12 protein-coding genes are annotated in these 14,768 nt (G+C 71.6%); 1 reads left to right on the forward strand and 11 read right to left on the reverse strand.

The window, feature by feature from the left end:
• Positions 1-447 precede the first annotated feature (447 nt).
• Complete coding sequence (locus RWH44_RS14765; protein WP_316005173.1) at positions 448-621, reverse strand: hypothetical protein; 174 nt, start codon at positions 619-621, stop codon at positions 448-450.
• A gap of 121 nt (positions 622-742) precedes the next feature.
• Positions 743-2,197, reverse strand: a complete 1,455-nt coding sequence (gene rpsA, locus RWH44_RS14770) for a 30S ribosomal protein S1 (RefSeq protein ID WP_076675012.1) — start codon at positions 2,195-2,197, stop codon at positions 743-745.
• Between the two features lie 538 nt (positions 2,198-2,735).
• Here rpsA and RWH44_RS14775 point away from each other — a divergent pair.
• On the forward strand, positions 2,736-3,677 hold the full coding sequence (locus RWH44_RS14775) for an aggregation-promoting factor C-terminal-like domain-containing protein (RefSeq protein ID WP_316005174.1): 942 nt from the start codon (positions 2,736-2,738) through the stop codon (positions 3,675-3,677).
• A gap of 28 nt (positions 3,678-3,705) precedes the next feature.
• Here the strand turns inward: RWH44_RS14775 and RWH44_RS14780 are convergent, their stop codons facing one another.
• From RWH44_RS14780 to tatA, 9 genes are all read right to left on the reverse strand, one after another.
• Entirely contained in the window at positions 3,706-6,705 is a 3,000-nt protein-coding gene (locus RWH44_RS14780) for a DEAD/DEAH box helicase family protein (protein WP_316005175.1), read from the reverse strand.
• A 388-nt stretch (positions 6,706-7,093) separates the two neighbouring features.
• Complete coding sequence (locus RWH44_RS14785; RefSeq protein ID WP_316005176.1) at positions 7,094-8,791, reverse strand: ABC1 kinase family protein; 1,698 nt, start codon at positions 8,789-8,791, stop codon at positions 7,094-7,096.
• 53 nt (positions 8,792-8,844) lie between these two features.
• The gene (locus RWH44_RS14790; protein WP_298875717.1) at positions 8,845-9,423 is read right to left on the reverse strand and encodes a PadR family transcriptional regulator; all 579 of its coding nucleotides are present in this window, start codon (positions 9,421-9,423) and stop codon (positions 8,845-8,847) included.
• A gap of 90 nt (positions 9,424-9,513) precedes the next feature.
• Positions 9,514-10,434 (reverse strand): aggregation-promoting factor C-terminal-like domain-containing protein, encoded by a 921-nt coding sequence (locus RWH44_RS14795; protein ID WP_316005177.1) that lies wholly within the window; start codon positions 10,432-10,434, stop codon positions 9,514-9,516.
• A 372-nt stretch (positions 10,435-10,806) separates the two neighbouring features.
• Positions 10,807-12,486 carry a glucose-6-phosphate isomerase gene (gene pgi, locus RWH44_RS14800; protein ID WP_316005178.1) on the reverse strand — a complete coding sequence of 560 codons (1,680 nt, stop codon included), beginning with the start codon at positions 12,484-12,486 and terminating at the stop codon, positions 10,807-10,809.
• A gap of 63 nt (positions 12,487-12,549) precedes the next feature.
• Positions 12,550-13,254 carry an NUDIX hydrolase gene (locus RWH44_RS14805; protein WP_316005179.1) on the reverse strand — a complete coding sequence of 235 codons (705 nt, stop codon included), beginning with the start codon at positions 13,252-13,254 and terminating at the stop codon, positions 12,550-12,552.
• A 9-nt stretch (positions 13,255-13,263) separates the two neighbouring features.
• Positions 13,264-13,767, reverse strand: a complete 504-nt coding sequence (locus tag RWH44_RS14810; protein ID WP_316005180.1) for a twin-arginine translocase TatA/TatE family subunit — start codon at positions 13,765-13,767, stop codon at positions 13,264-13,266.
• A complete protein-coding gene (gene tatC / locus RWH44_RS14815; protein ID WP_316005181.1) occupies positions 13,755-14,525 on the reverse strand; it encodes a twin-arginine translocase subunit TatC in 771 nt (256 codons plus the stop codon). Before tatC ends, RWH44_RS14810 begins: the two co-directional genes overlap by 13 nt.
• The gene (tatA, locus tag RWH44_RS14820; RefSeq protein ID WP_316005182.1) at positions 14,522-14,758 is read right to left on the reverse strand and encodes a twin-arginine translocase TatA/TatE family subunit; all 237 of its coding nucleotides are present in this window, start codon (positions 14,756-14,758) and stop codon (positions 14,522-14,524) included. The genes tatC and tatA overlap by 4 nt, the downstream gene beginning before the upstream one ends.
• Positions 14,759-14,768 lie beyond the last annotated feature (10 nt).

The following is a 14,768-nucleotide window of genomic DNA, read 5'->3' on the forward strand; positions in this document are numbered from 1 at the left end:
TCTCGCAATCCGAAGATCGACGAGGAATAAATTGGCATTTGACAAGTGCACGCTGTTGAGTTCTCAAGGAACGGACGCACCCACAGAAACAGTCATCTCGACCTACCCGTGAGGCAGTTCACTACCTTCACCGACCCTCGCACCCGGAACCGCAGTGGGACCTCACGAAGAGATCGACATCGGGCACCGGCACGTTGGCCAGAACCAAAACCTTACACCATTCAGTGGGGTTTCGGGGATGCTCACCACTTGAGAGGACGCGGGGCCTTTCGGCCGCTCCGCTCTCCCCTGTGGGGCGAACAAGTAATAAGTTACGCCGGAACGAACGTGCCGTCGAATCGGTAGGGCCACCCGGGCGTGTCGCTCCTCCGTTTTCGCCGATTCATCAGGAGAAACCACGAAACCCGCCTTGCGTGCGGGCGCGACGGTTCTGGAAGCTCCCCGCGGTCAGGCGGCGAGGAGGAATGCGATCGGGGCGGCCGCGGCATCCATCGACCCACCGGTGAACTCGATGCCGCCGAAGAACATCGCGCCGATGACGAGGGCGAACACGAAGAGGATCGCGAGGAAGAGCACGGCGACGCCGGCGAGGGTGATGAGAAGCGGGAGTCGAGAAGCCATGACGCAATCCTGCCGCCCTTCTCCCCATCGCGACCGGGGCTTGCGGTCGGCGCCTGAAGCTCCCTCCGCAACGACCGAAGGCCGGCACCCCGAGGGGTACCGGCCTTCGATGCGGGACGGATCAGCGACCGGAGAGCTTCTCGCGAAGCGCAGCCAGCGACTCGTCGTCGGCGAGGGTGCCCTGGGCGGGCGACTCCGACGAGAAGGATCCACCGAACGAACCGGAGTCCGTCGGGTTGGCCGCCTCGGCCTCGAGAGCCTTGGCGACAGCAGCCTTGTGAGCCTCCCAGCGACCCTGGGCAGCGGCGTACTCCTGCTCCCACTGCTCGCGCTGAGCGTCGAAGCCCTCGAGCCAGGCACCCGACTCGGGGTCGAAGCCCTCGGGGTACTTGTACTCGCCACGCTCGTCGTACTCGGTGGCCATGCCGTACAGCGCCGGGTCGAACTCGGTGCCGTTGGGGTCGACCGACTCGTTGGCCTGCTTGAGCGACAGCGAGATGCGGCGACGCTCGAGGTCGATGTCGATGATCTTGACGAAGACCTCTTCGCCGACCGACACGACCTGCTCGGCGAGCTCGACGTGCTTGCCCGACAGCTCGGAGATGTGCACGAGGCCCTCGATGCCATCCGCCACGCGGACGAACGCACCGAACGGAACGAGCTTGGTGACCTTGCCCGGAGCGATCTGGCCGATCGCGTGGGTACGGGCGAACACCTGCCACGGGTCTTCCTGCGTCGCCTTGAGCGAGAGCGACACGCGCTCACGGTCGAGGTCGACCTCGAGGATCTCGACGGTGACCTCCTGGCCCACCTCGACGACCTCGGAGGCGTGCTCGATGTGCTTCCACGAGAGCTCGGAGACGTGGACGAGACCGTCGACGCCGCCCAGGTCGACGAACGCACCGAAGTTGACGATCGACGAGACCGTGCCCTTGCGGACCTGGCCCTTGTGGAGGTTGTTGAGGAACGTGGTGCGCGACTCGGACTGCGTCTGCTCGAGCAGGGCGCGGCGCGAGAGCACGACGTTGTTGCGGTTCTTGTCGAGCTCGAGGATCTTGGCCTCGATCTCCTGGCCGAGGTACGGCGTCAGGTCGCGGACGCGACGCAGCTCGATGAGCGACGCCGGGAGGAAGCCGCGGAGGCCGATGTCGACGATGAGGCCACCCTTGACGACCTCGATCACGGAACCGGTGACAACACCGTCGTTCTCCTTGATCTTCTCGACGTCGCCCCACGCACGCTCGTACTGCGCGCGCTTCTTGGACAGGATGAGGCGGCCTTCCTTGTCCTCCTTCTGGAGAACGAGGGCCTCGACGTGGTCGCCGACGTTGACGACCTCGTTGGGGTCGACGTCGTGCTTGATCGAGAGCTCGCGGGAGGGGATGACGCCCTCGGTCTTGTAACCGACGTCGAGGAGGACCTCGTCGCGGTCGATCTTGACCACGGTGCCCTCGATGAGGTCGCCGTCGTTGAAGAACTTGAGCGTCTTCTCGACTGCGGCCAGGAAGTCTTCGGCGGAGCCGATGTCGTTGATCGCGACCTGCTTGGTAGCGGGAGCGGTCGTTGCGGTAGTCATGTAGTGGGTTGTCCTAGTTGGGTGGGTGTCGGGCTCCGGCTCCTGCGCCCGTCGGTCCGGCGGACCGGGGCCGTCGGCATCCGGACGCCCGAGGGCGAACGCATGCCACGAGTCGAAGCGAAGCGGATGTGTTCGTGCGATGTCACGGGCCCGACCGAAGAACGGACAGAGCCCCACGAGTGACACTCCAGTCTAGCGCACGCCATCGCCACAGCGCAGACGGCCGGGGCGGCCATCCCTGAACGACGACGCCCCCGGGTCGTCTGCCGACCACGCGAGACGCGCGCCCGAGCGGCCGGGACCGCCGACGATTCGCCTCGGATCGGCGCTTTTCGCGCGAGCCCGGAACGGTCTGCGCCCAGGTCCCGTCCAGATTGGCGTGCCAGGCTCCGGGTTTCGTGCCCGCCGAACGCGGGTCGGACGGTGACACCCGCACCGCCCTCCCTCACGTGAAACCGGTTCTATGCGCTCTGATTCGACGTCCCTGAACAACCGTCGCTCCCGTCGCCAAGCCGCCCGCCGCTCCCGCCGTCGTCCCGTGACGACCGCGAGCGCCCTGGTGCTCGGCGTCGTCGCGGCAGCGGCCCTCACCGGCACGGTGCCGGCCGCCACGGCCTCTCCGGCCGACCTGTCGACCGCGACGTTCTCGCTCGCGTCGGCGACCACCCCGACCGCCCTCTCCGCCGCGCGCGGCCCCGAAGTCCAGGAGGCACGCGCCGCGACCACCGCCGCATCCACCTCGATGCAGGCCGTGGCCTCGGTGCAGAACGACATCGCCTCCTCGGGCCTCGACATCGGCCAGCCCGCCGACGTCGACACCTCGGCGCTGGAGAAGGCCACCGAGCGTCTCGAGGCGGCATCCGCTCTCCCCGACACCTTTCTTCCGAACCTCGCCGATGACGTGACCGCGGCCACCGCTGCGGTCGACCAGCGCGTCGCCGAGCTGCGCGGGGGTCTCGACGCCGCCGTGGCGAAGAAGGCCGAGGAGGAGGCCGCCGAGAAGGCGCGCCAGGAGGCGGAGGCAGCCGCTGCGGCGAAGGCCGCCGCGGAGAAGGCCGCCGCCGAAGAGGCCGCATCCAGCAGCAGCTCCAGCAGTTCCAGCAGCTCCGGCAGCAGCGGCAGCGGCGGCTCCACCTGGACTCCCCCGGCGTCGGGCGGCGGTTCGGGCGACAACAGCCCCGGCGGGGCTCAGGCGACCGCGCGCGGCATGCTCGCCGGCTACGGCTGGGGCGATGACCAGTTCTCGTGCCTCGTCTCGCTCTGGAACAAGGAGTCGGGCTGGAACTACCAGGCCTACAACTCCGGCAGCGGCGCCTTCGGCATCCCCCAGGCCCTCCCCGGAAGCAAGATGTCGTCGGCCGGCGCCGACTGGGCGTCCAACGCCGGCACGCAGATCGCCTGGGGTCTCGGGTACATCTCGGGCCGCTACGGCAGCCCCTGCGGCGCCTGGGGCCACTCGCAGTCGGTCGGCTGGTACTGAGCCGACCGGTGACCGGCTCGCGAGCCGGTCACCGCCAGTGCACCATCGAGCGCGTCGCGCCGGAGAGTCCTCCGGCGCGGCGCGCTTCGCTCATCAGGGCGAGGGACTCCGGCCCCGACACCTCGTGAAGGACGGCCGGGCCGACGTGCGCCTGCCACGCCCCGTGGAACCGGACGGCGTCGTCGCGGCGGCGCCCGATCGCCTCGGGGACCGCGAGGAACTGGCGCGGTCGTCCCCGGCCGGCCCGCTCCAGGACCCGCCGGACCCACCACGGGCCTCCCCCGCCACCGACGTCCAACACGAAGCGCGGCGAGCGGATCGGTCCGCACAGCTGCTCGATCGCGGTGGCGAAGGTCTGCTGGTCGACCGGTGCGGCACGGGGCATCCGGATGTCGATGCGGATGCCGTCGGCGTCCGGCGGAGCAACCTCCACCGTCGGTGACGCGGGGCGCGGGGCGACCCGCCCACTCTCGGACAGGGCGTTCCAGACCACCTTCGCGATGCGCGTGAACGTGGCGGGGGCGTCGCGACGCTGCCGTCTGCTCCGCGACCACGCGGCGGCGAACGACACGGACAGGAGCGTCCCGGCCACGGCGCCGACCAGCCCGAGGGGCGCGCCCACCGCCGTGGGCAGGAAGAACGCCAGCACCACCGCCGCGCCGGGGACCGCGATGGATGCGCCCATCCACCGCCCCAACGCCCGGGAGGCGACGACGGAGGTCGAGAAGACCGGGGCGCGGCGAGGGCGTTCGACACGCGCGGAGACCTCTTCGCTGTCGACGTACGCGGTGCCGATCCGCCAGGCGGCGCGGATGTCGGCGCGCGATGGCATGTCGACGAGCGAGCCGATCGCGGTCACGGACGCGGCGGGGTCCTTCGCGAGCACCGCGTCGAGCGCCGCCCGCTGGTCACGGCCGAGAGCCGCGTCGAGACCGCGCACGATCTGTCCGGAGCCGTCGGCGTCGAGACCCCACAACCGGTCGTGCTTGCGGCGGAGGCGGGCGGCATCCGGTTGCGCCGCAAGAGGAGACGTCGGCGGCAGGAGCGCCGTCACGGTCCAGTTGTGCGCGACTTTCTCGGGCCAGCGCGGATCGAGACGCAGGGTGCGTCCGCGCACCTGCTGCGTGGCCGAGGCGGTTGCGACCGCCGTGAGGTCGACGAGCGTGTTGACGGAGGGGCAGTCCCAGCCCTCGCCGAACAGACCGCGTGTGCCCACGACCACCTCGATCAGGCCCGCGGTGAGCAGGCGCGATACCGCTCCCACGACGCCCGAACCGGCCGCTCCGCGCACCTCGACCGAGAACGGGTCGTCGGGGCAGGGGGCCGTGTCGAGCGGGACGCCGAGCTCGCGCTCGAGGGCGGGCAGGATCTCGGCGGCGTGCCCGGCGGCCAGGCGCACCGTGGAGGAGGTGACGAGGATGGACCGCAGCGCCGAGGTGCCGGCATCCGTCGCGACGATCGAGAACGTGCGAACGGCGCCCGCGGATCCGAGCAGACCCCCGTGGACGTTGCCGTGCGTCACGTAGTCGGTCACCACCAGCGCGCGCAGGCGATCGCCGAGCTGCGCCCGCTCGGCGGCGAGGATGTCGCACGCGCCCCGATCCTTGGCCAGAGAGGAGGCGAGCACCGTGTCGATCGGATCGCGCGTGCGCCGCACGCCGCGGTCGGTGAGGGCGTAGCCGAAATCGGCGAGGAGGCGGCGCAGGCGCCTCCAGTCAGCCGCGCGGTCGGGGTCGGGGAACACCCGGTCGAGGGCGTAACGGCCGAGCAGGCGCATGGTCTCGTCGGTGGTGGGGCTGCGGCGGGCGACCGCCGGGAGCCGCTCGACGAGGGGATCGTCGGGGCCGACGACCGAGAGCATCGCGGCGGCGGCCTCGGCTCGCGCGAAGTCCGCCGAGAACGCCGCGGCGAGACGCCGGTCGATCTCCGGGGAGATCGCGAGCGTGGAGGTCGGCGCGACGGGAGGGACGAGCGGGTCGTCGGGCGCCGCGGACGCCGGGACCGGCGCCGCGAAGGCGTCGGGAGGGACGAGCGGATCGTCGGAGGACGGGATCGGCGCAGGCGGCTGCAGCGCGTCGCGGAGGAACGCGCGTCCCTCGCCGACCGAGAAGGTCGTACGCAGCGCCTCGTCGAGGGCCGCGGCGTGCGACGAGAGGAACGCGCGCTCCTCGTCGGTCGGTTCGACCGCGTGCACGAGCTCGCGGTAGGGCGCCAGATCGCCCTCGCGCACCACCGCGGGGATGGGGACCTCGAGGTCGACCTCGCCGAGCAGCGAGACGTAGTTGTCGTACTCGTCCGCGTCGTCGGGCGAAGGGAGCGTGGCGGTGAGACCGATGACGAGGGGCTCCCGCCCCGCGGCGCGGATCCGGGCGACGAGCGCCGCCACGACGAGGGCCCAGTGATCGAGCAGATGGTGGCACTCGTCGAGCACGATCGTCTCGACGCCGGCCTCGACCAGGCGCTCCATGAGCTCGCGGGCGCGCGGGTGCAGCGCCGCCGTCAGGGCAGCGGCATCCTGACGGGCGAGGGAGCGCCGCACGGACCGCGACCGGGAACGGATGCCACGACGGTACGCCGCGGGATTGCTCTCGCGCAGATCGTCGAGCCACTCGTCCGCCTGCTGGGCCGTGCGGTCGTCGGCGACGAGCTCTTGCGCCCATCGTGCACGGGCCAGAGCCGCGAACGGCTGATCGGTGTCGAGGACGCTGAGCACCTGATACGTCAGCGCCGTGAGGGCGGCCGGCCGCGTCGGGTCGTCGGACACCGCCGTCTCGTCGTGCGCCAGGGCACGTGCGGCGGCGACCCACTGGGCGCGGATGGCCGTGGTGGGGGCGAACACGACCGTCCGACGGCCGCGGCGCGCGGCGAGGAGGAGTCCGAGCAGCGTCTTCCCGGACCCGGGAGGGGCCACGAGGTGCACCGGCCCGCCGGCGTCGACGTCGACGCGGTCGAGGGCATCGGCCTGGTAGGAGCGGAGCGTACCGTCGAAGCGCCACGCCGACAGAGGACGGCGCGGTTCGGTCGACACCGCGCCAGTCTAGGGAGAGGCCCGCCGCCAGGCGGCGCTCCGACACCCCCGGGGAGAGCTGCTCGTGGATCTGCGCCGGCTCGACGCGCCCGCCGCCGAGGTGGCCGCAGCGCTGGCCGCGTCGGGGCAGTCCGAGCGGTACGTCGACGGGCGGGTTGCCGACCAGGGCGCCGTCGAGCGGCTCGCACGCACACGCGACGCGAGGGGACGGCGTCCGCCGCGCCCCGCTCGTCGCCGCGGACGGCCGGCGCCTGGACGCCGCAGACCGGACTCGGTGCCGTGGTGGGTCGCCTCGCGTGGATCGCGTCCGCGGCGGTCTCTCCCTCGTGCCCCTCGTCTTCGCCTTCGCGGGCGTCAGTCGATCATCGACGGGCGGTGACCGCCCGGATCAGAGCCCGTTCCGGCGCGCGATGGCGCCCGCGAGCAGCGCGTGCGAGAGCGGGGCGATCGACGCGATCATCAGCAGCGTGCCGAACACGGCCTGCTCGGCCTGCAGCAGGATGCCGCCGATGAGGAGCCCCGTGAACAGCACCGCCGAGACCACCCGGCGCACCATGCGCTCGAGATCGCGCACGCGGCGCTCGATGCGGGGCGTCTGCACCGACACGGAGCCGTCCTCGAACCGCTCGATGAGGTTGTCGATGCGGCGCGGGAGACGCGCGGTGACTCCGGCGACCGCCCCCACCTCGCGCGCGAACGCCTGCACCGTGTTGCCGCTCTCCTCGCGGATCAGGCGCTGGGCGTAGGGCTCGACGGCATCCCAGATGTTGAAGGCGGGATCGAGGGCGCTGCACATGCCGCTCGTGAGCGACATGGCGCGCACGATCAGCAGGAAGTTCTCGGGCAGCTGGAAGGGCAGCGCGCGCACGACGTCGCCGAACTCGATCGCGAACGCGCGGAACTCGCGAGGGTCGACCTCCTGCAGCTCGGCGAAGCCCATGCCCCCGAAGCGCGAGAACAGCTGCGTCATCGCGCGCTCGAGCTGCATCGTATCGGCGGAGGGGAGCAGCACGCCCACGTCACGGATGCCGTCGACGAGCCCCTTGCCGTCGCGCGAGGCCGCGGCGATGAGCACGCGGCGGAGGCCGCGACGCAGTCCCGGCGGGACCTCGCCCATCATGCCGAAGTCGATGAAGGTGAAGCGCCAGGCCGGGGTGCCGTCCGACGCCGTACCGCCGGTCGGGGTGACGAAGACGTTGCCCGGGTGCGGGTCGGCGTGGAAGAAGCCGTCGTCGAAGAGCTGGTCGAACATCACCGCGGCGAAACGGGCGGCGACCTGGGACGGGTCGATCCCCGCGGCGCGCAGAGCGTCGACGTCGTTGATCTTGATCGCGGTGACGTCCTGCAGGGTGAGCACGCGGCGCGTCGTGCGCTCCCACACGACCTCGGGCACGGCGACCCCGTCTTCGCCACCGAAGTCCGCGGCGAATCGCTCGGAGTTGGCGGCCTCGTGGAGGTAGTCGATCTCCTCGAGGCTCGTCACGGCGAACTCCTCGACCAGCGAGGGCATGTCGACCCGGTCGCGCACGAGGGCGACCCTGCTGAGCCACACGCCGACCTTGCGCAGGGCCCGCAGATCGACGTCGACGATGCGGTCGATGCCCGGGCGCTGGATCTTCAGGACGACGGCGCTCAGCCCCGTCTCCTCAGCGAGCGACTCGGTCAGCACGGCGCGATGAGCTTGACCCAGCGACGCCGCCGCGAGAGGTCGTTCGTCGACGGACGCGAACGCCCGCTCGAGCGGCATCCCGAGCTCGCTCTCGGCGCGCACGCGCATCTGCGCGAACGGGACCGCGGGCACCTCGTCCTGCAGGCCCTCGAGCTCCTTCGTGATCTCGGGGGGAAGGACGTCCAGGCGCGACGACATGAACTGACCGACCTTGATCATGAGGCCGCCGAGGTCGACCGCGAGCACGTGGAAGCGCTGGGCGATGCGCTGCAGCCGACGGGTGCGGCCCCGGGCGGAGATCCACCCGAGGCCGAACCGCGGCAGGAACAGCTCGTACCACCACGCCTGCACGAGGTAGCGCGCGGCGAAGCGCGTGATGCGGCGATAGCGGGCCTTCATGAGGGCCTCGTCGGTCATCGATCCTCCTGGATGCCGACGTGCGCCCCGCACGCGTCGAGCTCGGGCAAGCCTCAGCCCTGGGCGAGGATGGAGTAGAGCTTACGGCGAGCCTCGTCGAGGATCTCGACCGCTTGCGCGACCTGCTCCTTGTCACCCGTGCGTGCGACCTGTGCCGCCGCCTGGGCGAGCTCCACGCCGGCCTTGGGCAGCGCGGTCATGCGTCCGCTGTCGCGGGACGTGGCCGACTCCCAGGGCGCCGTGCGCTCGGTCGTCTCGTCGCCGGCTGCCGCACGACCCTCGGGGGTGAGCGAGTAGGTCTTGCGCCCGTTCGACTCCTCGGACTGCACGAGTCCCTCGTCGGTGAGCAGCTGCAGGGTGGGGTACACCGAGCCGGGGCTCGGCTTCCACGACCCGCCGCTGCGGTCTTCGATCTCGCGGATGATCTGGTAGCCGTGCATCGGCTGCTCGAGCAGCAGCGACAGCACGGCGGAGCGCACGTCGCCCTTGTTCATGCGCGGCGACGAGCTGGTCTTCTGCTCGAACTGCGAGCGCAGCTGCTCGAGACCCTCGAGGATGTTGGACATCGGCCAGCCGGGGGCGTTGTTGCCGCCGCGTCCGCCGAACGCGTCTCCCAGGAATGAACCACTCATGACGACCTCCTTCGCGCGGACCCGATCTGAGTCAGCGATACATAACGATATATCGCTGAGGCGCTGTCGGGGCGGTCGCAGGGAGGATTCTCAGTACCAGTTGACGGCCTGCGAGTGGCTCCACGCGCTGCAGGGCGTGCCGTAGCCACGGGAGATGTAGTCGAGCCCCCAGGCGATCTGCGTCGCCGCGTTGGTCTGCCAGTCGGCGCCGAAGCTCGCCATCTTGCTTCCGGGCAGAGCCTGCGGGATGCCGGTGGCCCCGCCGTCATTGTTGTAGGCCTGGTAGTTCCAGCCTGACTCCTTGGTCCACAGCGACGACAAGCACGAGAACTGGTCACTCCCCCACCCGTACCTCTCCGCGGCGAGCTGCGCCGCGTAGGCCTTGGCGCCGTCGGGGGTGTTCACGCGGGCGAGGGCCTCGGCGGCCTCCTGCTGACGCTGCGCCTCCGCGGCGGCCGCGGCTTCGGCCTGACGCTGCGCCTCGGCAGCGGCCGCGGCCGCCGCATCGGCAGCGGCCTTCTCGGCCTTGGCCTGGTCGAGGCTCGTGCGCACCTCGGCGACCCGCGCGCTGACGCGGTCGGCCTCGGCCTGCGCGTTCTGGCTCAGCGCCGGCACGAGCAGCACGGGCAGGAGGTCGCGGGAGTCGAGCCGGTCGACGGCGTCGCTGAGCGCGGCGGTGTCGACCGTGGCGTCACCGATCGACAGCGGCAGACCGGTCGCGGCGACGTCGGCCTGCACAGCGTCGGCGCCGGCGAGGGCCGCCTGCGCCTCACCGAGAGCCGTGTCGGCGCCCGTGGTGACGGCGTCGAGCGTCGGCGCGGAGGACACCGGGAGCGCCGTGCCGGGCGACGCGAACGACGAGGCCGACGCATCCGGCAGCGACACGGGCGCGGCCGCCGCGAGCCCGGTCGTGGCGACCAGGCCGAGGGCGAGACCGGCGCACGTGGCGGCGGTGACGAGGGTGCGGCGGGCGCGGTTGACATGGACGAGCTTCAGATCGGAACGCAGCAAGGAGAGAACTTTCGTCGGGGGCACGCTCGTCGGGATCGAGCGCGATCTCGTGTCGTCGGGTCGACACAAGTCCCCGAGTGTGGGTGCCTGTTCTGAGCGTTATCTCTTCGTTACCTGAACGGTCCGTGGGAGCGCGGCTTTTCCTGGGCCACCCTGGACCCCTCCGGCACTCCCCCATCGACCGCGCCGCCGCCTGCGCGATCCAGTGAATCTCTTATACCGCCTGATCTGGCTTTTTCTCCTCGCCGCCGAGGCGTCCGGAACCGTGCCGATCGGATCGACGAGCGCGGTCGCCGGATACGCCGAGCGGGCCGCCCCGGAAAGTCGCGAGAAACTTCCTGAAACGGCCCGCTCGGAGGGTCGCCGGCGGTGTCAGCTCCGGTGGGCGCGGTAGTAGTCGAGCAGGGCGCGGGTCGAGGCGTCCTGCCCCGCGAGCGCCTCGTCGTCGCCCTCGATCGCCGGCGCGATCTGCAGCGCGAGCTGCTTGCCGAGCTCGACGCCCCACTGGTCGAAGGAGTTGATGCCCCAGATCGTGCCCTGCGTGAAGACGATGTGCTCGTACAGCGCGATGAGCTGCCCCAGCACCGAGGGAGTCAGCGACGGCGCGAAGATCGACGTCGTGGGCCGGTTGCCCGGGAACGTGCGCGCGGTGACGAGAGCACCCGTGGTGCCCTCGGCCTCGACCTCTTCGGCCGTCTTGCCGAACGCGAGCGCCTTGGTCTGCGCCAGGAAGTTCGCCAGGAACAATCCGTGCACGTCGCGGCCGTCGTCGGCGAGCGGATACGCAGGGTTGACGAAGGCGATGAAGTCGGCGGGGATCAGGCGCGTGCCCTGGTGGATGAGCTGGTAGAACGCGTGCTGACCGTTGGTGCCCGGCTCGCCCCAGAACACCTCGCCCGTGTCGGTCGTGACCGGCGAGCCGTCCCACCGCACCGACTTGCCGTTCGACTCCATCGTGAGCTGCTGCAGGTAGGCCGCGAAGCGGTGCAGCTGCTGGGCGTACGGCAGCACGGCGTGCGACTGCGCACCGAGGAAGTTCGTGTACCAGACGTTGAGCAGGCCCATGAGGACCGGGACGTTCTCGGCGAGAGGCGTGGATGCCACGTGCTCGTCGACGAGGTGGAACCCCGCGAGGAGCTCGCGGAAGGTGTCGGGACCCAGAGCGATCGCGAGGGACAGCCCGATCGCGGAGTCGACGGAGTAGCGTCCGCCCACCCAGTCCCAGAACCCGAAGGCGTTGGCGGGGTCGATCCCGAAGGCGGCGACCTTGTCGAGCGCCGTGGACACCGCGACGAAGTGGTGGGCGACGGCGTCGGTGCGGGCGGCATCCGTGTCGTCGATGGCGCCGGTCGCCGCGAGCTTCTCCCACAGCCAGTCGCGCGCGAGACGCGCGTTGGTGAGCGTCTCGAGGGTGGTGAACGTCTTGCTCGCCACGATGAACAGGGTCGTCTCGGGGTCGAGATCGGCGGTCTTCTGCGCGATGTCGGTGGGGTCGATGTTGGAGACGAACCGCGCGTGGATCCCCGCGTCGGCATAGGGAAGCAGGGCTTCGTAGACCATGACCGGGCCGAGGTCGCTGCCCCCGATACCGATGTTGACCACGTGGGTGACCTTCTTGCCCGTGACCCCGCGCCACTGTCCCGACCGCACGCGGTCGGCGAAGTCGCTGAGGCGGTCGAGCACCTCGTGCACGTCGTGGTCGACCTGCTGCCCGTCGACGACGAGGGCGGGCTCCGCCCCGGCGGGGCGGCGGAGGGCCGTGTGCAGCACGGCGCGGTCTTCGCTGGTGTTCAGGTGGGCCCCGCGCAGCATGTCGGCGAAGCGCTCGCGCACGCCGGTCTCGTCGGCCAGCGACAGCAGAGCGTCGAGCACGTCGGGGGTGACGAGGTTCTTCGACAGGTCGACGTGCAGATCGCCCATCGTGCGCGACAGGGTGCGGGCCCGATCGTCGTCGGCGGCGAACCAGCCGCGCAGATCGGGCTGGAACTCGTCGCGCAGAGCGGAGAGGCGGGACCAGGCGGCGGTGGTGGTGGGGTCGATAGGCGCAGTCACGGATCCCACGCTAGCGACCCGGGCGACGCCGCACACCGCGGATGACGAATGCGGGGGAAGGCGCTACGACGTGGGCGGGTGGGGAGAAGGGGTGGGCAGCGCGATCTCGCGCGCGGCATCCCAGGTCTCGGTCCACCCGAGGCGGTCGAACAGCCCGTCGAGCACCATCGCGGTGAAGCCCCACACGGTCTGCGGACCGCCGTCCGTCTCGAGGGCGAACGCGGGGCCGCGCCACTCCCGCCCGTCGCGACGGATCACGGTCGAGCCGCGGCGCGCCGGGTCGAGCAGATCGGCGACCGGGGCGCGGAACACCGCGGCCGATTCGGCCCGATCCACGGCGCGAACGGAGGTCGGCCTCGCCCACCAGCCCAGCACCGGCGTCACCTCGTGCCGGGAGAACGCCAGGGGCACGGCCGGGAGCGTCCCCAGCACCTCGACGCCCGAGGGATCGAGACCCGTCTCCTCGCGCGCTTCGCGCAGCGCCGCAGCCACGGCATCCTCGTCGCCCGGATCGACGCGGCCACCCGGGAACGCGACCTGGCCCGGGTGGGCGCGCAGGGTGCTCGCGCGGGCGAGCAGGAGCACGTCGAGGTCGCTCGGCACGTGGGCCGCGCGACGCCTGCTCGGGATGCCGTCGAGCACGCCGAACAGGATGAGCACGGCGGCGGCCCGGGCCTCGCCGTCGACGGGCAGCGCCCGCAGGGCCGGCGAGATGTCTCCCGGGCCCCGCGCGAGCAGGGCTTCGAGCTGGGCGCGGGGCGAGGGCATGCGTCGAGGCTATGTCGTGACGGGGACCCGCACGGTCTCGTCGCGCGCGGAAGGGCTCGCGCCGTCGCCCTCGGAGGGGTCGTCGACGGGGACCTCGATCCACCGCGGGTGGGCCGACGTCCCGACCCGGATGCGACGCATCGGCACGCTCGACCGCGCCGGGAGGGAGGGGCTGGCCGCGCCCGCGGCATCCGGTGCCGTCGACGCGATCGGATCGGTCTCGACCTCGGGGTCGTCGACCGGGGCGGATGCCGTGACGGCCGGCGCCGCGAGGGCCTCGGCGATGATGCGGCGCGGGTCGTACCGCCGGGGGTCGAGCGCCCGCCATTCGGTCGCGTCGACGGGGACGCCGAGCTCGATCGCGGCGCGCTCACGGGCGGTGTCGACCGTGCGTCGGAGCCCTCCGAGCAGCGACGCGAAACGCGCGACGACCCCGGGGAGCCGGTGCGGGCCGATGACGACGGCGGCGATGAGCCCGACGAGCAGGAGTTTCTCGAAGGTCAGACCGAACACGATGCCTCCTCGGCGATCGGGGTCGTCGCGGCCCGGGCGAGGGCGCGATCGTGCAGGGCGGCGATGGCGAGCGCGGTGGCGAAGAGAGCGGCCATGGGGACCGCCACCAGGAACATCGACATCACGTCGGCCGAGGGGGTGGCGAGAGCGCTGAAGACCACGATCGCGACGACCGCGTACCGCCAGCTGCGGGCGAGGGTGCGTGCGGGCAGCATCCCTGCCAGATTCAGCACGACGAGGACGACGGGCAGCACGAAGGCGACGCCGGTGGCCACGACGATCTTCAGGATGAAGTCGATGTAGGCGCCGGCGTCGAGGATCGTGGAATCCTCGCTCGAGGCGAACCCCGCGAGCACCGCAACCATGTGGGGGAAGAGCAGCAGGCCGGTCGCGCATCCCGCGGCGAACAGCGGAGCCGCGGCCCCCACCGAGCCCAGCACGTAGCGGCGCTCGCGCCGGGTGAGGCCGGGGAGCACGAAGGCGAACAGCTCATAGAGCCAGACCGGGCTCGACAGCACGAACCCCGCCACCAGGGCGACCCGGAGGTGGAGGTCGAAGGCTCCGGTGACGCTGTCGAAGTTGAGGCTCGCCTGGCGATCGGCCGCGATCTGCGCGATCGGGGCCCGGAGCAGGTCCATCACCGGTTCGTACAGGAACCAGCCGACGACGGCGCAGACGGCGACGGCCGCCGCCGCCCGCACCGCACGCCGGGTCGCCTCGGCGAGGTGCGCGGCGACGGGGGCGACGGCGGTGGTCATGTCGTGCTCGGCGGGGAGGCGACGGGCACGGCCGTCGTCAGCGGAGCACGGTCGTCGGAACGATCGAGCGGGGCCGCCGCCGTCTCGGCCCCGGAATCGCTGACCTCGGTCTTGAGGATGCGCACCGACTGCCCGAGGCTGCGGGCCAGGGCCGGCAGCTTGGCGGCGCCGAAGATGAGGACGATGACGGCGAGCACGATGAGGGCGTGCCAGCCGGTGAGGTTCTGCAGCATGGGAGGGGGG

The sequence above is a fragment of the Microbacterium phycohabitans genome, assembly GCF_032464935.1.
Classification (GTDB): Bacteria; Actinomycetota; Actinomycetes; order Actinomycetales; family Microbacteriaceae; genus Microbacterium; species Microbacterium phycohabitans.